Here is a 17,158-nt window from a genome sequence, read left to right on the forward strand (position 1 = left end):
TTCTTAAGCAAATATGCTGATGGAGCCGGTAACTTTCTCTGAGAGTGGTGGAATACGCTACTTGCATTTTGGTACAGAGCTGATTCAAGGAGCAATGCGCATCCGCGATCCTAATGAGATTTATCTCGAGTACAACCAGCAAATGATGGCCTGGCTACTGTTTCTTGAAACTAAGCCGGGTATGCGGGTTGCGCAGTTGGGTTTAGGTACCGGGGCTCTGACTAAGTTCACACATCTTCATTGTCCAGCAGTGAAATCAACTGTGGTTGAACTCAATCCCGCTGTGATTGTCTCTGCAAGAAGTATGTTTTCCATGCCAGATGATGATCGTCGGCTGGAAACTATTCAAACCGATGCAAAAGCATTTGTGAAGAGCTCAAAATATAAGAATAGTTTTGATGCTGTCCAGGTAGATTTATATGATGCTATTTGTGACGGCCCATCTGCCAGCTCTTTGGAGTTTTATAAAGGTTGCTACAACATCTTAAAGGCACCAGGAGTTCTGACCGTGAACCTCTTCTCACGTCACAAGAGCTTTGATATCAATCTCAAAAATATCTGCGAAGCTTTTGATAATCGCGTACTCTTATTTCCAGAATCACATGATTGCAATGTAGTTGCAATTGCCTTCAAGGGCCCAAAATTGGAGGCTGAGTGGCGCGATGTTTCTGCCCGTGCCAAGTTAATCAAAGCAAAAACAGATTTGCCAACTCATCAGTGGGTTTCGGGTATTAGTCGCGAAAATGTCCGCCAAGAGTCTAAGCTTTCTATTTAACCGTATACGGATCAGAAAAAAGGCGATCAAATGATCGCCTTTTTATTTGCAGCCTATAAATTTCTCATTTAAACGGTCACAGTATCTGCAACATCACTAAATGACTTCAGTTTGTCAAAGCTCATGTATCTGTAAACATCACTAGCCTTAGCATCTAGTGCCTTCACTTGCTCTAAGTACTCAGCAGGAGTAGGCAGGCGTCCCAGGAGGGCAGCAACAGAGGCTAATTCAGCAGAAGCTAAATACACTCGAGTATCGATACCTAAGCGGTTAGGGAAGTTACGTGTAGAGGTTGATACGGCTGTAGAGCCTTTGCGGATTTGCGCTTGATTACCCATGCAGAGCGAGCAGCCCGGGCTTTCCATGCGTGCACCAGCTGCACCCAACATGCCGTAGTAGCCTTCCTCCATCAACACCATCGCATCCATCTTGGTTGGAGGAGCTACCCATAAACGGGTTGGCATATCTTTCTTGCCTTGCAAGACTTGACCAGCTGCGCGGAAGTGCCCAATGTTGGTCATACAGGAGCCAATAAAGACTTCATCAATCTTGTCACCAGCAACCTCAGACAATACTTTTACATCATCTGGATCATTAGGGCATGCAAGAATTGGCTCTTTGATTTCATCGATATTAATTTCGATGATCTCTGCATAGTCAGCATTAGCATCAGGTTGCAGTAATTGTGGATTTGCAATCCAAGCTTCCATGGCTTTAATACGACGGCCAAGAGTGCGCTTATCTTCATAGCCATTCGCAATCATCCACTTCATCAGGGTGATATTGGATTGCATGTACTCAATAATCGGCTCTTTGTTCAAATGAACAGTGCAACCACCGGCAGAGCGTTCAGCAGAAGCATCTGATAATTCAAATGCTTGCTCAACCTTCAGGTCAGGCAGACCTTCGATTTCAAGAATGCGGCCAGAGAAAATATTTTTCTTACCTTGCTTCTCAACCGTCAACAATCCTCTTTTAATTGCATATAAAGGAATCGCATTAACCAGGTCACGCAAAGTGATGCCAGGCTGCATTTTTCCTTTGAAACGAACTAAAACAGACTCCGGCATATCCAAAGGCATAACACCAGTCGCTGCCGCGAAAGCAACTAGGCCGGAGCCAGCGGGGAAGGAAATGCCGATTGGGAAACGAGTGTGGCTATCGCCACCAGTGCCGCAGGTATCGGGAAGCAGCAAGCGATTTAACCAGCTATGAATCACACCATCACCCGGACGCAATGCAACACCACCGCGATTAGTCATAAATGGTGGTAACTCGTGTTGAGTGCGAATATCTACTGGCTTTGGATAAGCAGAGGTATGGCAGAAAGATTGCATCACTAAATCGGAAGAGAAGCCTAAGCAAGCTAAATCTTTCAATTCGTCACGCGTCATAGGACCAGTTGTATCTTGGGAGCCAACAGTAGTCATATGTGGCTCGCAGTAGGTGCCAGGACGTATACCTTGCCCTTCTGGTAAACCACATGCACGTCCAACCATCTTTTGGGCCAGGCTGAAACCTTTTTTATTATCAGGCGGGCTTACTGGGAGACGGAATTCTGTTGAAGCAGGCAAGCCTAATGCTGCACGGGCTTTTGCAGTTAAACCCCGCCCTACGATCAATGGGATACGACCGCCAGCACGCACTTCATCCAAAATTACTGGTGACTTGAGTGAAAACGCGGCAATCTCTTGACCGTTTTTAAATGCTTTACCTTCATATGGACGCAACTCAATCTCATCGCCCATATTCATTTGAGATACATCTAGTTCAATTGGTAGAGCACCAGAATCTTCCATAGTGTTAAAGAAGATTGGAGCAATATTGCCACCAAGACAAACCCCACCAAAGCGCTTGTTTGGCACGAATGGGATATCTTGACCAGTCCACCAGAGAACAGAGTTGGTAGCAGATTTACGTGATGAGCCTGTACCAACAACATCACCAACGTAGGCAATTTGATTGCCTTTTTTCTGGAGAGCAGCGATTTGCTTCATTGGGCCACGAACACCGGATTCATCTGGTTCGATACCAGTACGTGGGTTCTTCAACATGATCGTTGCATGTAACGGAATATCTGGACGACTCCACGCATCAGGGGCAGGAGACAAGTCATCTGTATTTGTCTCGCCAGTAACTTTAAATACTGTGAGCTTCATGCTTTCTGGAACTGCAGGGCGGCTAGTAAACCAGTCTGCATCGGCCCAGCTTTTCATCACAGCCTTTGCATTTGCATTACCTTTTTCAGCCAGCTCAAGCACATCATTGAAATAATCGAACATCAAGAGTGTTTTCTTGAGGGCTTCAGCAGCAACAGTGCCACATTCAGCATCACTTAATAATTCAACTAAAGGTTTAATGTTGTAGCCACCAAGCATTGTGCCCAATAATTCAGTAGCTTTTACACGCGATATCAGCGGTGATTTTTCCGTGCCTTTTGCAACTGCATCCAGAAATTCTGCCTTTACCTTAGCGGCTTCATCGACGCCAGCAGGGACACGATTCGTAATGAGTTCTACAAGCTCAGCCTCTTTACCAGATGGTGGATTTTTTAATAACTTCACCAGTTCAGCAGTCTGATCCTTAGTTAATGGGAGGGCAGGTATACCAAGGGATGCGCGTTCAGCAACATGGGCGTTGTAGGCTTCTAACATTGTGTTTCCTATGAGGTAAATGTGATCAATAGAAAGACTAAACAGGAATTTTCTCCCGAATCACATGATTATAGTTGCAATTTTAAGTCTTATATAAGAGTTTAAACCCTAAAAAATCGGCCCTAGAAATACAATCAAGGCACTAATTGAGGCTTTTTAGGCCAAATTAGAGGATTTGCTCGTCCTTTAGGGCCCAAACCAAGGCAACCACCCAGCCAATAAGAGACCATCCCAAAAAGAGGTTTAAGGCAAAAATAGCGCCTGAATTAGCCCGTTTTTTATTAAATGCAATAGCAAAGGGTAAGAAATAAAAGAGGGATAAAAGGCTGATGAGAATGGCAAACAAGAGGCGCATAGGGGTGGATTGAGGTCAAAAATAATGAGATTTGAGCAATACTCACAATATATAAGCAACTCTGAAAGTTCCTTAAATTTTATAGCTATCGTTATAATTACTTTTTCCAACAGAGCTTAAGCGATGACCAAATACGTTTTTGTCACTGGTGGTGTGGTTTCTTCTTTAGGGAAAGGAATCGCAGCTGCCTCGCTTGCCGCGATTCTTGAATCCCGCGGCCTGAAAGTCACCCTCCTAAAATTAGACCCCTATATTAACGTTGACCCAGGCACTATGAGCCCACTTCAGCACGGTGAAGTTTTCGTGACTGAGGATGGAGCCGAAACAGATTTGGATTTAGGTCACTATGAACGCTTTGTATCCGCGAAGATGCGCAAGAGCAATAACTTCACTACTGGCCAGATTTATGAATCAGTTATTAGTAAAGAGCGTCGTGGTGAGTATTTAGGTAAAACGGTTCAAGTGATTCCCCACATTACCAACGAAATTCAGGCATTTGTAGAACGGGGCGCTAAAGCAAGTCACGATGGCAAAGCAGATATTGCCATTTGTGAGATCGGTGGAACCGTTGGTGATATCGAGTCGCTACCATTTCTAGAGGCTGCAAGGCAGATGAGCTTGCGCCTGCCGCTGCATAGCTGCGCCTTTGTCCATTTGACCTTGGTGCCTTATATCCATAGTGCTGGCGAGTTAAAAACAAAGCCAACCCAACACTCTGTTCAGAAGTTGCGTGAGATTGGCATCATGCCAACAGTATTGTTATGCCGCGCTGATCGCCCAATTCCGGAAGATGAACGCGCTAAGATTTCTTTATTCTCCAATGTCCGAGAAGAAGCTGTTATTTCTGTTTGGGATGTGGATACGATCTATAAGATTCCAGAAATGCTGCATGCGCAAGGCATGGATGATTTAATTTGTCGCGAGCTAGAGATCAATGCTAAGCCAGCTGATCTTTCAGTTTGGGCTAATTTAGTTTATGAAATGGCCAATCCTCAGCATGAAGTCACCATTGGTATGGTTGGTAAGTATGTTGAGTTAACCGAGTCTTACAAGTCATTGATTGAAGCTCTGCGACATGCAGGTATCCACACGCATACTAAAGTGAATATCAACTACATTGATTCAGAAATCATTGAAAAAGATGGGATTGATTGTTTGAAAAAGTTAGATGCTATTTTGGTCCCTGGCGGCTTTGGTAAGCGCGGAACTGAAGGTAAGATTTCAGCGATCCGTTACGCTCGCGAAAACGGTATTCCTTACTTGGGAATCTGTCTTGGCATGCAGTTAGCGGTTATTGAGTTTGCGCGCCATGTAGCTAACATTTCAAAAGCAAATAGTACTGAGTTTGATCCTCAGTCTGAAAATCCAGTGGTAGCTCTGATTACGGAGTGGATGGATAGAGAAGGGCGTGTTGAAAAACGTAGCAATGATTCTGACCTTGGCGGCACAATGCGCCTCGGTTCACAGCGTTGCCCTGTGAAGGTGGGTACTTTAGCCCATCGAATTTATGGTGCAGAAGTTAATGAGCGCCATCGCCATCGCTATGAGGTAAACAATACCTACGTCCCAAAACTTGAAGAATCTGGCTTAATAATTTCTGCCAGAACACCTAATGAGTCTTTGCCGGAGATGATGGAGTTACCTGACTCAATGCATCCCTGGTTCTTTGGTGTTCAGTTCCACCCGGAATTTACCTCTACACCGCGCGATGGTCACCCCTTATTCTCTGCGTTTATCAGTGCGGCTCTGGTGCATCAGAATGCTGCATTAAAGCAAGTTGCTTAAGGGGGGATGATATGAGCACATTCAAACTATGCGGTTTCGATGTAGGTCTAGATAAGCGTTTTTTCTTAATCGCAGGAACTTGCGTGATTGAATCTGAGCAGTCTGCTATTGATGTTGCAAGTCAGTTAAAAGAAATTACCAGTGCCTTACAGATTCCGTTTATCTATAAATCTTCATTTGATAAAGCCAACCGTTCATCTGGCAATTCATTTCGTGGTTTAGGAATGGAAAAGGGCCTGGAGATACTGGCTAAGGTTAAAAAGGAAGTAGGTGTCCCAATTTTGACTGATGTGCATGACATCAGCGAAATCGAGGCCGTATCCAAAGTAGTTGATGTGATTCAGACGCCCGCCTTCTTATGTAGACAAACTGATTTCATCCGCGCATGTGCTCAAAGCGGTAAGCCTGTAAATTTCAAGAAGGGCCAGTTCCTATCGCCACACGAGATGCTAAATGTCATTGATAAGGCACGAGCAGCTGCCAAGGAAGTAAATCTTCCAGATCAATTTATGGTGTGTGAGCGCGGCGCTTCATTTGGCTATAACAACCTAGTTTCTGATATGCGTAGTCTCGCAATTCTGCGCGAAGCTCATGCGCCAGTTGTTTTTGATGCCACCCATTCAGTTCAGTTGCCTGGTGGCCAAGGCACAGCGAGTGGCGGACAAAGAGAGTTTGTACCAGTACTAGCCCGTGCAGCAGTAGCAGTTGGTATTAGCGGCCTGTTTATGGAAACCCATCCGGACCCATCTAAAGCCTTATCTGACGGCCCTAATGCAGTTCCCTTGCATCGCATGAAAGAGTTGCTGGAATCGCTGCTAGCGATTGATTCAGTAGTTAAATCTAGCGGTCCATTTTTAGAGAATAGCTTTAAATAAATTGCAGCAGATTTATTAATCCCAATTTCATATTGTTTTAAGGAGAAGGTGCATGAGCGCCATTGTTGACATCATCGGTAGAGAAGTATTGGATTCACGTGGTAACCCAACGGTAGAGTGCGATGTATTACTCGAATCCGGTGTGATGGGTCGCGCTGCTGTTCCATCTGGCGCTTCTACAGGCTCACGGGAGGCGATCGAATTGCGCGATGGCGATAAGTCTCGTTACTTAGGTAAGGGTGTCCTTAATGCAGTACAAAATATCAATGTCGAGATTGCAGAAACCGTACTTGGTTTGGATGCTTCTGAGCAAGCTTTTTTAGACCGCACCCTCATTGAGCTCGACGGCACACACAATAAGGCGCGCTTGGGTGCAAATGCGACTCTAGCGGTTTCTATGGCGGTTGCTAGAGCAGCTGCTGAGGAAGCTGGTTTACCTTTGTATCGTTATTTTGGCGGCTCAGGCGGAATGCAGTTGCCGGTACCGATGATGAATATTGTGAATGGCGGTGCTCATGCCAACAATAGTTTAGATATTCAAGAGTTTATGGTGATGCCAGTTGGTGCTGAAAACTTCCGGGATGCTTTGCGTTGTGGCGCTGAAATTTTTCACGAACTCAAGAAGATCCTTGGTGCTCAAGGAATGCCAACGACTGTAGGTGATGAGGGCGGCTTTGCTCCAAACTTTAAGAGCAATCATGAGTGCTTGCAAACCATTATGAAGGCGATTGAGGGTGCCGGTTACCAAGCTGGTGAAGATGTTCTTTTGGCGCTAGATTGCGCAGCTAGTGAATTCTACAAAGACGGCAAATACCATCTCTCTGGAGAAGGTTTGCAGCTGACCTCTAGCGAGTTCTCTGATTACCTTGGTAACTTGGCCGATCAATTCCCAATCGTATCCATTGAAGATGGCATGCATGAGGGTGATTGGGATGGCTGGGCTGATATTACGAAGAAGCTTGGCAAGAAGATCCAGCTTGTTGGAGACGATCTGTTTGTGACTAATACTCGCATCCTTAAAGAGGGAATTGAAAAAGGTATTGCCAACTCTATTTTGATCAAGATTAATCAGATCGGCACACTGACAGAAACATTTGCAGCAATTGAGATGGCAAAGCGCGCTAACTACACTGCAGTGATTTCTCATCGTTCTGGTGAAACTGAAGACAGCACCATTGCCGATATTGCCGTTGGTACGAATGCTGGCCAAATCAAGACGGGCTCTTTATCCCGCTCTGATCGTATTGCTAAATACAACCAACTCTTGCGCATTGAGGAAGACTTGGGTGATGTAGCTACATACCCAGGTAAGTCTGTCTTCTATAACTTAAAACGCGAAGCTTAAAAAAGATTTATCTCTTATGCGGATAGTCATCTACTCTATGCTGGTTCTGCTTATCGCAATCCAGTACCCACTTTGGTTGGGTAAGGGTGGATGGCTCAAAGTGTATGAGATGGAAAAACAAGTAGAGCTACAGGAAGCAAAAAATAGTCTCTTAGCCCTTCGCAATGCAAAATTAGCCGGTGATGTTAAAGACTTGAAAGATGGAACGCGCGCCATTGAAGAGCGGGCTAGAGCAGAGCACGGCTTAATTAAAGAGGGCGAGTTCTTTGTGCAAATCTTGCCAGTCGATAAATCTGCTGCATCTACAGAAATTAAGCAATAATTTTTAGTGTCCGCTAGAAGGCGGCCGAGTAGCATCACTCAGTAAATCAGTTTTAAAAACCTGCAAACAATCTACGGCATCAAAGCGATACGGTTTTGCACAAAATTCGCAAACAGTTTCAACCGCGCCTTGTTCATCCAGTATTCCTTGTACCTCTTCTTCGCCAAGCATTCTTAAGACATCAGCAACTTTTTTGCGTGAGCAACGGCAAGAGAAGCGAATCTGTCGAGGTGGAAAGCTGCGCACCCCATTCTCAGTAGACTCCTCTAAAAAAAGGCGCCTTAAGATCGTTTCAGGCTTGAGAGTGAGGAGCTCTTCGTCAGTAATAGTCTCGCCTAGAGTCTGGATACGTGTCCAACCTTCAGCAGCGGTCTGTGGATCAAGGTGAGCGTGCCCGCCGGAATCTGGCATGCGCTGCAACAGCAGTCCACCAATATGCGAATCATTTGAAGTTAACCAAATCCTGGTTTCCAACTGCTCAGAATTTTGCATATACAGTCCAATTGCCTCTGCAGCGCTTGATACAGGTTTCATCACATTGCCACGCTCTTCTTGGAGGGCGACTATGCCTTGGTATGGTGGCTGGCCTGGTTCACGCTCTGATGGATCTAAGGTGATGACGAGCTTTCCAGAGTTGCTGGCATCTAATAACTCACCTAAGCTAGCATTGGGATTGATTTCTGAGGGATCTACGGAAAGCTTGACGGTGGCTCGCATCGATAAATCAGACTTACATTCAACAACTAGCAGTTGAATTGGTCCTTTACTTTGAGCTTGAATAATCAATGTTCCATCAAACTTCAGGCTAGCGCTAAGGAGGGTGGCTGCGCCAACAAAATCCCCTAGGATACGGCGCACAACTGGCGGATCGTTGCGACGCTCTAAAACAGCCTGCCAAGCCGTACTGATTGACACAATCTCCCCGCGAACCGGGGCTCCATCACAGACAAATACTAGTAATTCGTTCATAGGGCAAAGTATCCACGTTTTTCAATTTTGCCGCCAATTAGTCCGACCTGAGATAATGTGATTTATGCATATTCGTACACGTTTCGCCCCCAGTCCCACGGGCTTTATTCACTTGGGCAATCTCCGCAGTGCTCTCTACCCCTGGGCATTTGCACGTCACAATAAAGGTGACTTCATTCTTCGTATTGAAGATACCGATGTAGAGCGCTCCACTCAAGAAGCTGTGGACGTGATTATTGAGGGTATGTCTTGGCTTGGACTTGATTTGGATGAAGGTCCAATCTACCAGATGCAGCGCATTGATCGCTATCGCGAAGTCGTCAAGCAGATGCTAGATAGCGGTCTTGCCTATTCTTGCTATATGAGTGAGGAAGAGTTGAATGCGCTTCGTGACCAGCAAATGGCCAATAAAGAAAAGCCACGTTATAACGGTTTATGGAGACCTGAGCCTGGCAAAACCTTGCCGCCGATTCCGGAAGGTGTTCAACCAGTGATCCGTTTTAAAAATCCCATTGGTGGATCGGTTATCTGGGAGGACGCAGTAAAGGGCAAGATTGAAATTAGTAATGATGAGCTAGATGATCTTGTAATTGCTCGCCCAGATGGCACACCAACGTATAACTTTTGTGTTGTAGTCGATGACTTGGATATGAAAATCACCCATGTGATCCGTGGTGATGATCACGTCAATAACACGCCTCGTCAAATTAATATCATGAAGGCCCTAGGTGGAATGCCGCCTGTATATGCGCATTTGCCGACCGTTCTAAATGATGCCGGCGAGAAGATGAGCAAACGTAATGGCGCAATGAGTGTCCGGGACTACCAAAAAGCAGGCTATTTACCTGAGGCTATTCTGAATTACTTGGCTCGCCTGGGTTGGTCTCATGGCGATGCAGAGGTGTTTACAAAAGAACAGTTTGTAGATTGGTTCGATTTGGCAAGCCTTGGTCGTTCACCAGCACAACACAATCCAGAGAAATTACTTTGGTTAAACCACCAATATATTCAGAATGCAGATCCAGCAAAATTAGCCGAGGCTACCAAACCTTTTGCACATCAATTGGGTATTGATACAGAAAATGGGCCAAGTTTTGTTGAGGTTGTTGGACTCTTAAAAGATCGCGCCAATACCTTAATTGAAATTGCAGAAGGGGCTAAGCTCTTTTACTTGCCAGCACCATCGCATAGTACTGAGCAGATTGCTGCCAACATTCCAGAATCTATTGTTCCCGCATTAAAGGATTTAATACTTGCCATTCAAAATGCAAGCGCTACAAAAGAGGCTTACGCAGCAGCATTTAAAGAGGTGCTAGCCAAGCATGGACTCAAAATGCCGGCCTTGGCAATGCCTGTTCGCTACGCATTATTCGCTACCACCCAGACCCCAGCGATTGATTCAGTATTGATGGTATTGGGCCGGGATGAGGCGCTAAAAAGGCTCTCAAAGGTAGTCCACTAGGCAATTTGCTCACTTGTACAAAAATAGGCTAAAATCTTGGATTGTTTTGAGTGTCTTGCGGTTTTATTGTGGGATTACGGGGGTATAGCTCAGCTGGGAGAGCGCTTGCATGGCATGCAAGAGGTCAGCGGTTCGATCCCGCTTATCTCCACCAGGCATTCAAAATGGTTGTAATTTGCAGTAGTCCAGGTCCCCATCGTCTAGAGGCCTAGGACATCACCCTTTCACGGTGAGTACGGGGGTTCGAATCCCCCTGGGGACGCCAGATATTTTTGGTTGTGGTTGTTTGATGTTTTGTTTGTTGTAATTTGGAGCGGTAGTTCAGTTGGTTAGAATATCTGCCTGTCACGCAGAGGGTCGCGGGTTCGAGTCCCGTCCGTTCCGCCAAATTCCAAGAAAATGCCTCCGTAATAGGAGGCATTTTTATTTCCAGCTTTTTGATTTACAGACCAGGCTTAGCTTTCGGAGCTGAAATATATAAAGGCTGCACAGCTGGCAACAGCCCTGTAATTTGTTCAATTCTGGTATCGCCAGATGGGTGAGTAGATAAAAATTCTGGTGGGTTCTTGCCTTCAGTTGCTTTGTTCATTTTTTGCCAAACGCTAATTGCCGCTTGAGGGTTATACCCAGCTCTAGCGGCAAGCTCAATACCAATAGCATCTGCCTCGGATTCATTTTGTCGTGAGTTTGGCAGTACCAGAATATATTGCGTAGCCTGATTTGCTGCATTAATGGCTGATCCGTAAGGACCAGCAGCTGCTAAAGCAATACTGGTTAGTGCGTTTTGGGTCATAGCTTGAGAGAGTCTTTCTCTGCCATGCTCTCGTAAGGCGTGGGCAATTTCATGCCCCATGATGGCAGCAATCTCATCGTCCGTTAAATTCAGTTGATCAATTAATCCAGTGTAGAAAGTAATTTTTCCACCTGGAGCGCATGTTGCATTCAGTATTGGCGCATTAATTAAGGTTAGCTGCCAATTCCATTGGCGGGTGTCATCACGAAATACTGAAGTTTGCGCAATCAAGCGATTCGATATGGTTTTCAGACGGTTGTACGTAGGGCCAGAAGTAACCAGAATATTCTTTTCTTTAGCCTTTTGATTTTGTTCGTTGTAACTGATTGCGGATAGTCTATCTACCTCGGCAGATGAGATCACCATGAACTGGGACCGATTGATGCCCACGGCACCTGATCTTGTGGTGTTAGCACAAGCCAGGAGCAGGGAGATTAATACAGCAGTAAGAACTAATCGAATGTTAAAAAACTGGTGAAACATTCACTACAAGTTATTTCTTCGGAGTCGTTATAGAGGCAGCCATCGCATCATAATAAATGACTTTGACTTGCTCTCCAACATTAACATCAGCCAGAAGAGCAGGGTTCTTAACAGTTACTGATGTCACTTTACCACTTGGTCCTTTTACAGATACCAGTTTTTTATCGCGATCTACTGCAACAATGTCTGCAATGATGGTCGTTTTATTTGCAATCGTCTCAGATGGCTTTTCATTTGCTTTCGATGTTGTAACAGTATTGGTTTCTACTTTGCTACGTACACCATCGCTCTTGGTTTTGATCAGCTCGATAGCAACAGCAAGCTCATAGGTAACGTTGACACGATCCCCTTTTTTGATTTGGTCAAAATTGGTGATTTCTGGTCCTGCTACAAATTTAGATTCGCCTTCTTTATTGCTGAATGTAATGGTCCGCGTCTTTTTGTCAGTTTTAACTACAGTGCCCTCATAAAGCTGATAGCGGTTATCCACTACAGCTGCATCAATAACCATAGGCTTTGTCGCCCCAGCATCAGCAGGCTTCGTTTGGGCATTCACTGAAAAAGAGCCGGCCAAGAGGGTTACTATTGCAAGCGAAATGGATGTTAATTTGATATTCATAGTTTTCCTTGTAAATAAGCATTTCTTAACAAGATATTAGCTCACTTTTCTCATTTTTAAGCCTTTAAAGGGCCTTATTCCAGGCTAAGACTGAAGTCTGCAGGTTTGATAAGATCACTGTTTCATTGTGTAATCCCAATAAGGGTCTGAAATGCCTCAATTTGCCGCAAACTTGACTATGCTATTCACGGAAGCGCCTTTCTTAGAACGCTTCGAGCGCGCCTCTCAATCAGGATTTAAGGCTGTTGAGTTTCTTTTTCCTTATCCCTATCCAGCTACTGAAATTCAACAGAAGTTAGAACTCTATGGTTTGAAGCTCGTTCTACATAACTTACCAGCTGGAGATTGGGATGCTGGAGAGCGCGGAATCGCTTGTCACCCAGATCGCGTAGATGAATTTCGTTCAGGTGTTGCTAAAGCGATTGAATATGCAAAGATTTTAGGCGTACCTCAGTTAAATTGTTTAGCTGGCAAAGCACCATCTGGAGTTGATAGAAAACTATTGCACGATACTTTTGTATCCAATCTGAAATACGCAGCTGCCGAGTTGAAGAAAGTGCATCTAAAACTCTTAATTGAGCCAATCAATACTTTTGATATACCTGGATTCTTTTTATCCACGACACAGCAAGCTCTCGATATTATTAGTGAGGTTGGGTCAGATAATCTTTATGTCCAATACGATATCTATCATGCGCAGCGCATGGAAGGTGAGTTAGCCAATACTATTGAAAAAAAATTTGAGCAAGATTGCTCATATTCAATTAGCCGATAATCCCGGGCGAAATGAACCGGGTACTGGCGAAATAAACTATTCGTATCTGTTTACATTTTTAGATCGAATTGCTTACTCGGGTTGGATTGGTTGCGAATATAAGCCTGCAAGCACTACTGAAGCAGGTTTGGGCTGGATACAGAAGTTAAATTCATAAGATAAATTAAAGAAAATACAAAAGGAGACGTAATGAGTGCGAAATTAAAATTAGGTTTTGTTGGACTAGGAATTATGGGTGCCCCAATGGCTGGCCATCTTGTAAAAGCTGGGCACGAGGTATTTATTAATACTAGAAGTAAGGTCCCGCAAGAGCTTGCTTCCTCATCAGCAATTCAGTGTGGCAGTCCTAGTGAGGTTGCTGAAAAGGCGGACATTATTTTGATGATGCTTCCAGATACTCCAGATGTTGAAAAGGTTCTATTTGGGGATAAAGGGATTGCAGCAGGGCTATCCAAAGGAAAAGTGGTTGTGGATATGAGCTCTATCTCTCCTATCGCTACTAAAGAATTTGCCAAGAAGATTAACGCTTTGGGCTGTGATTATTTGGATTCACCAGTTTCCGGTGGCGAAGTTGGGGCTAAAAATGCAACGCTCTCCATTATGGTGGGTGGCGAAGAGGCTGTATTTGATAAAGTGAAGCCGGTTTTTGATTTGATGGGCAAAAACATCAATCTAGTTGGCGGTAATGGCGATGGCCAAACTGCTAAGGTTGCCAATCAAATTATTGTTGCCTTAAATATTGAGGCTGTTGCAGAGGCGCTTCTGTTTGCATCTAAAGCAGGGGCTGATCCTGCCAAAGTTCGTCAGGCTTTGATGGGCGGTTTTGCGAGCTCGAAGATTCTTGAAGTGCATGGTGAGCGTATGGTGAAACGTACATTTGATCCTGGCTTTAGAATTGAGTTACATCAAAAGGATTTGAATCTTGCACTTAATAGCGCACGTGCATTAGGTGTATCACTGCCTAATACAGCTACTGCGCAGGAATTATTTAATTCTTGCTCTGCACATGGCGGCAAGGCTTGGGATCACTCTGCAATGGTGAAGGCTTTAGAAAAGCTAGCCAACTTTGAGATTGGCCAAAAGGCCTAAGGCCTGAGCATGTCATCAACCTTACTAGTCTATTTGCACGGCTTCCGATCTTCCCCAAGATCGAGTAAGGCTGTAATGACTGGTGATGCAGTCAGGGCTTTATCTACTGCGGATAATCCAATGGAATGGTATTGTCCGCAGCTGCTTGCTTCGCCCAAGCAAAGTATGGACATGGTTACAAACCATATCGATCAGTCAAAAGCAGATCGAATAGTGGTAATCGGCTCTTCGCTCGGTGGGTTTTATACAAACTACTTAGCGGAAAAGTATGGGTGTAAGGCGCTCGCCTTAAATCCTGCTGTTTATGCTGCTAGAGAGCTTGCCCCGCATGTAGGGATGATGACAGCCTATGACAGTGATGAGCCTTTTGATTTTCGACCTGAATATATCGATGAGCTAAAGGCCTTGCAGATCGAGGGGATCTCCAATCCTAGCCGTTACTTTTTAATTGCAGCAAAGGGTGATGAATTGCTCGATTGGAAAGAAATGGCTGAGTTCTATCAGGGCGCCAAGCAGCTTATCCTCGAAGGTAGCGACCACGGTATCGCAGACTATGCGGACCATCTGCCAAAGGTTTTGGAGTTTATATCCTCCTAGATGATTGATTGACACCTATTTCTTCTGTAAGATAAGTCAAACGATTGATGGCTTTGTCTAGATCGAGAAAGGAGAGTTTGTGCTGAGCATCTTGAAATTGGACGCTGGTGGAATTCCCCAAGGTTGGGTTAACGCAGAAGAAGCAACCAAGCATTACGCCGATAGCAGTGTCATATGGACGCTAGGCGACCCCATCATGAAGATGCGCGGCGGCATCTCTCGAGCCAGTGGCTTGCAGTCAGTCATCGAACTTCATTCGATCATTGCCATCAATGGTAGTGCAAAAATCAATTTATTTGATGTTGTTCCCGTCATTACAAAACATAAACTCTTTAAACGTGATCGTGGCCTCTGCGCATACTGTGGTGATGCAATTCATGAGAATCAAGCTGAGGCCGAACATATCATTCCAAATAGTCGCGGCGGTAAATACTCTTGGATGAATCTGGTGATATCTTGCAGGCCTTGCAATCAGCGTAAAGGTAATCGGACTCCTGAACAGGCTGGCATGGGCTTGCTTTACACCCCATACTTACCGAGCTTGTATGAAGACATGATTCTCAAGGGGCGCAATATTCTTGCCGATCAGATGGACTTTCTTGCGGCTAATTTGCCAAGGAACAGTCGCTTACTTGAAGGTATTCTCTGAGCTCACAGCTAGGGCAATTTAGGCGGTCATACTCTAGTGGTTTGATGCAATCAACATCGTTACGCATTATTGTCGTAGCGCTATTCATATCCATACTGGGCCACCTCATCTTATTTTTTGGTATTCCATTTCTTTCTTTTGGTTCCCCTCCAGAGATTGCAGATGACCTCATTATTAGGACTGAGTTAAAGCTCGAACCACCCAAGAAAATTCAGATGGCTAAGGCTCCAAAGAAGAAAGTGAGCATAGATAATTCCGCAAATAAAGTCGAGGATTCTAAAGGCTTAGCAACCGCAGAGCAGGGTGGTACCGGCAATCAACAGGGCGTGGCTTTCAAGCTACCCGAGTCTGGCATTATTTATTACGACGCCTACGTCGATGGGCAAAAGTACCAGACGGGAGAAATTGACTGGATTGTCGATGGAAATAATTATCGTCTTCATATCAATATCCCTTATGCATTCGTCGGCCCTTTTGTATTTGAATCACGCGGAACCATAGATGCCTACGGTATGGCCCCATCTATCTACTGGACTCAGCGTGGCACGAAACCTCCCCGCTACTCTCGCTTTGATAGAGATGCCAGCGGAGGAGGGAAGATGTATTTCTCAGAAAAACCGGAGTTCACACCTGACCTTCTTCCAGGCACGCAGGATCGATTTAGTCTCATGTTCCAATTCGCATCTTTATTGAATGGGGATAGCAAAATTGATGAGGCTGGCTATATTAGGGCTTTGCCAGTTGTCGATTACAACACCCTGGAGATGTGGCAATTTAAGAGTTATGGAGAGACGGTTTCTGAAGATATCCCATCTCTCGGTAAGTCCGTGAATCGCCGTTATGCCTTAATGCAACGTGAAAATGATCCCTATAAGCGCCAGGTCGACATATGGCTTGCCAAAGACTTAGATTGGCTCCCAGGAAGGATTCGGTCTAGGGAAGCTAATGGCAGGGTACTTGAGTTGATCTTTATACAAAAGAACCCATTACCAGCGGGCACGAAGCCATAACCCCCCCCTAAAAGCCAGTTCCTGACTTGGGGTCCTGACTGGGGCTATTTAGCAAGGCACCCATCATTGAATACAAGGCTGCACCAGACATCGATACTGCAAAGATTCCAGAAAACGAGATGATGATCGGCAAAATTCTCCATTGCTCAGAAAGGCTGTAATTACCGTATCCAACTGTTGTGTACATTTCGCCGGCAAAGTAAAAGGTCTGTGGATTGGTAGGGAAAACTTTTAATGCAACGCAAATGTAAGCCCAAACCACTATTTCACCTAAGTGGCTGGCTATCACCAAGAGAATCGCTACAAAATATGACAAAAAGCTTGCCCCGTAGATACGTTTTTTTGTCATAAACCAATCTATCTTATGAAATGCTCCGGCAATAGCAAGCACGGCTACGCCATGAACTGCGAGCATTCCGCATGATATGACTAGAACTTCCCATATTTGACCATTTCCCATGTCAACATTGATTTCATTAAATAGGGTACGAAAACTAGGGAGGTCAGCATTGCTTAAGAGGTCTATTAAGTACATGTGAGTGTATGGGTTGGATTACAGAAATATCTTATTTGACATAATAATGATTATACGCAAATAGCA

16 protein-coding genes, 3 tRNA genes and 1 pseudogene are annotated in these 17,158 nt (G+C 44.8%); 14 read left to right on the plus strand and 6 right to left on the minus strand.

What is annotated here, in order from left to right; all coding sequences use genetic code 11:
- Positions 1–19: 19 nt before the first annotated feature.
- Entirely contained in the window at positions 20–775 is a 756-nt protein-coding gene (locus B6A14_RS08110; protein WP_087909964.1) for a spermine/spermidine synthase domain-containing protein, read from the plus strand.
- 68 nt (positions 776–843) lie between these two features.
- Here the strand turns inward: B6A14_RS08110 and acnB are convergent, their stop codons facing one another.
- Positions 844–3,429 (minus strand): bifunctional aconitate hydratase 2/2-methylisocitrate dehydratase, encoded by a 2,586-nt coding sequence (gene acnB / locus B6A14_RS08115; RefSeq protein ID WP_087909965.1) that lies wholly within the window; start codon positions 3,427–3,429, stop codon positions 844–846.
- Between the two features lie 166 nt (positions 3,430–3,595).
- Positions 3,596–3,784 (minus strand): superinfection immunity protein, encoded by a 189-nt coding sequence (locus tag B6A14_RS08120; RefSeq protein WP_087909966.1) that lies wholly within the window; start codon positions 3,782–3,784, stop codon positions 3,596–3,598.
- 123 nt (positions 3,785–3,907) lie between these two features.
- On the opposite strand from B6A14_RS08120, the gene B6A14_RS08125 reads away from it, so the two are divergent.
- Genes B6A14_RS08125 through ftsB form a run of 4 tightly spaced genes read left to right on the plus strand, consistent with a single transcriptional unit; the run spans position 3,908 to position 8,111 of the window.
- A complete protein-coding gene (locus B6A14_RS08125; RefSeq protein ID WP_087909967.1) occupies positions 3,908–5,569 on the plus strand; it encodes a CTP synthase in 1,662 nt (553 codons plus the stop codon).
- 11 nt (positions 5,570–5,580) lie between these two features.
- Positions 5,581–6,444 (plus strand): 3-deoxy-8-phosphooctulonate synthase, encoded by an 864-nt coding sequence (kdsA, locus tag B6A14_RS08130; protein WP_087909968.1) that lies wholly within the window; start codon positions 5,581–5,583, stop codon positions 6,442–6,444.
- Positions 6,445–6,496: 52 nt separating this feature from the next.
- On the plus strand, positions 6,497–7,789 hold the full coding sequence (eno, locus tag B6A14_RS08135; RefSeq protein WP_087909969.1) for a phosphopyruvate hydratase: 1,293 nt from the start codon (positions 6,497–6,499) through the stop codon (positions 7,787–7,789).
- A 16-nt stretch (positions 7,790–7,805) separates the two neighbouring features.
- Positions 7,806–8,111, plus strand: coding sequence for a cell division protein FtsB (gene ftsB / locus B6A14_RS08140; protein WP_087909970.1), 306 nt, complete (start codon positions 7,806–7,808; stop codon positions 8,109–8,111).
- A 3-nt stretch (positions 8,112–8,114) separates the two neighbouring features.
- Here the strand turns inward: ftsB and hslO are convergent, their stop codons facing one another.
- The gene (gene hslO, locus B6A14_RS08145; protein ID WP_087909971.1) at positions 8,115–9,080 is read right to left on the minus strand and encodes an Hsp33 family molecular chaperone HslO; all 966 of its coding nucleotides are present in this window, start codon (positions 9,078–9,080) and stop codon (positions 8,115–8,117) included.
- A 64-nt stretch (positions 9,081–9,144) separates the two neighbouring features.
- On the opposite strand from hslO, the gene gltX reads away from it, so the two are divergent.
- The 4 genes from gltX (at position 9,145) to B6A14_RS08165 (ending at position 10,929) form a co-directional block, all read left to right on the plus strand.
- Positions 9,145–10,542, plus strand: coding sequence for a glutamate--tRNA ligase (gene gltX / locus B6A14_RS08150; protein WP_087909972.1), 1,398 nt, complete (start codon positions 9,145–9,147; stop codon positions 10,540–10,542).
- A 78-nt stretch (positions 10,543–10,620) separates the two neighbouring features.
- Positions 10,621–10,696: transfer RNA gene (locus B6A14_RS08155), tRNA-Ala, on the plus strand.
- Positions 10,697–10,731: 35 nt separating this feature from the next.
- Positions 10,732–10,807 (plus strand) — tRNA-Glu (locus B6A14_RS08160).
- A gap of 45 nt (positions 10,808–10,852) precedes the next feature.
- A tRNA-Asp gene (locus B6A14_RS08165) sits at positions 10,853–10,929 on the plus strand.
- 55 nt (positions 10,930–10,984) lie between these two features.
- Here the strand turns inward: B6A14_RS08165 and B6A14_RS08170 are convergent.
- Positions 10,985–11,725, minus strand: coding sequence for a M48 family metallopeptidase (locus tag B6A14_RS08170; protein ID WP_236635698.1), 741 nt, complete (start codon positions 11,723–11,725; stop codon positions 10,985–10,987).
- A 103-nt stretch (positions 11,726–11,828) separates the two neighbouring features.
- Positions 11,829–12,437 (minus strand): hypothetical protein, encoded by a 609-nt coding sequence (locus tag B6A14_RS08175; protein ID WP_087909974.1) that lies wholly within the window; start codon positions 12,435–12,437, stop codon positions 11,829–11,831.
- Between the two features lie 151 nt (positions 12,438–12,588).
- Between B6A14_RS08175 and hyi the strand changes: the two are divergent.
- The 5 genes and pseudogenes from hyi to B6A14_RS08200 all read left to right on the plus strand — a co-directional run bounded on the left by hyi (position 12,589) and on the right by B6A14_RS08200 (position 16,557).
- Positions 12,589–13,369: pseudogene (hyi, locus tag B6A14_RS08180) on the plus strand (hydroxypyruvate isomerase).
- Between the two features lie 5 nt (positions 13,370–13,374).
- Positions 13,375–14,301 (plus strand): 2-hydroxy-3-oxopropionate reductase, encoded by a 927-nt coding sequence (gene glxR, locus B6A14_RS08185; RefSeq protein WP_407947080.1) that lies wholly within the window; start codon positions 13,375–13,377, stop codon positions 14,299–14,301.
- Between the two features lie 9 nt (positions 14,302–14,310).
- Positions 14,311–14,898: a YqiA/YcfP family alpha/beta fold hydrolase gene (locus tag B6A14_RS08190; RefSeq protein WP_087909976.1), complete on the plus strand. Its 588-nt coding sequence runs from the start codon at positions 14,311–14,313 to the stop codon at positions 14,896–14,898.
- Positions 14,899–14,977: 79 nt separating this feature from the next.
- Entirely contained in the window at positions 14,978–15,547 is a 570-nt protein-coding gene (locus B6A14_RS08195; RefSeq protein WP_407947053.1) for an HNH endonuclease, read from the plus strand.
- Positions 15,548–15,591: 44 nt separating this feature from the next.
- Positions 15,592–16,557, plus strand: coding sequence for a DUF3108 domain-containing protein (locus tag B6A14_RS08200; RefSeq protein ID WP_087909977.1), 966 nt, complete (start codon positions 15,592–15,594; stop codon positions 16,555–16,557).
- A 7-nt stretch (positions 16,558–16,564) separates the two neighbouring features.
- Here B6A14_RS08200 and B6A14_RS08205 read toward each other — a convergent pair whose 3' ends face one another.
- On the minus strand, positions 16,565–17,092 hold the full coding sequence (locus tag B6A14_RS08205) for an ion channel (RefSeq protein WP_087909978.1): 528 nt from the start codon (positions 17,090–17,092) through the stop codon (positions 16,565–16,567).
- Positions 17,093–17,158: the final 66 nt, after the last annotated feature.

It is taken from the genome of Polynucleobacter hirudinilacicola (genome assembly GCF_002192535.1).
In the GTDB taxonomy this organism is placed as follows: Bacteria; Pseudomonadota; Gammaproteobacteria; order Burkholderiales; family Burkholderiaceae; genus Polynucleobacter; species Polynucleobacter hirudinilacicola.

Bases quoted from the DNA above. Each gene is read 5' to 3' on its own strand.
- B6A14_RS08110 (WP_087909964.1), top strand. From the start codon at position 20: ATGGAGCCGGTAACTTTCTCTGAGAGTGGTGGAATACGCTACTTGCAT.
- acnB (WP_087909965.1), bottom strand. From the start codon at position 3,429: ATGTTAGAAGCCTACAACGCCCATGTTGCTGAACGCGCATCCCTTGGT.
- B6A14_RS08120 (WP_087909966.1), bottom strand. From the start codon at position 3,784: ATGCGCCTCTTGTTTGCCATTCTCATCAGCCTTTTATCCCTCTTTTAT.
- B6A14_RS08125 (WP_087909967.1), top strand. From the start codon at position 3,908: ATGACCAAATACGTTTTTGTCACTGGTGGTGTGGTTTCTTCTTTAGGG.
- kdsA (WP_087909968.1), top strand. From the start codon at position 5,581: ATGAGCACATTCAAACTATGCGGTTTCGATGTAGGTCTAGATAAGCGT.
- eno (WP_087909969.1), top strand. From the start codon at position 6,497: ATGAGCGCCATTGTTGACATCATCGGTAGAGAAGTATTGGATTCACGT.
- ftsB (WP_087909970.1), top strand. From the start codon at position 7,806: ATGCGGATAGTCATCTACTCTATGCTGGTTCTGCTTATCGCAATCCAG.
- hslO (WP_087909971.1), bottom strand. From the start codon at position 9,080: ATGAACGAATTACTAGTATTTGTCTGTGATGGAGCCCCGGTTCGCGGG.
- gltX (WP_087909972.1), top strand. From the start codon at position 9,145: ATGCATATTCGTACACGTTTCGCCCCCAGTCCCACGGGCTTTATTCAC.
- B6A14_RS08175 (WP_087909974.1), bottom strand. From the start codon at position 12,437: ATGAATATCAAATTAACATCCATTTCGCTTGCAATAGTAACCCTCTTG.
- B6A14_RS08190 (WP_087909976.1), top strand. From the start codon at position 14,311: ATGTCATCAACCTTACTAGTCTATTTGCACGGCTTCCGATCTTCCCCA.
- B6A14_RS08200 (WP_087909977.1), top strand. From the start codon at position 15,592: ATGCAATCAACATCGTTACGCATTATTGTCGTAGCGCTATTCATATCC.
- B6A14_RS08205 (WP_087909978.1), bottom strand. From the start codon at position 17,092: ATGTACTTAATAGACCTCTTAAGCAATGCTGACCTCCCTAGTTTTCGT.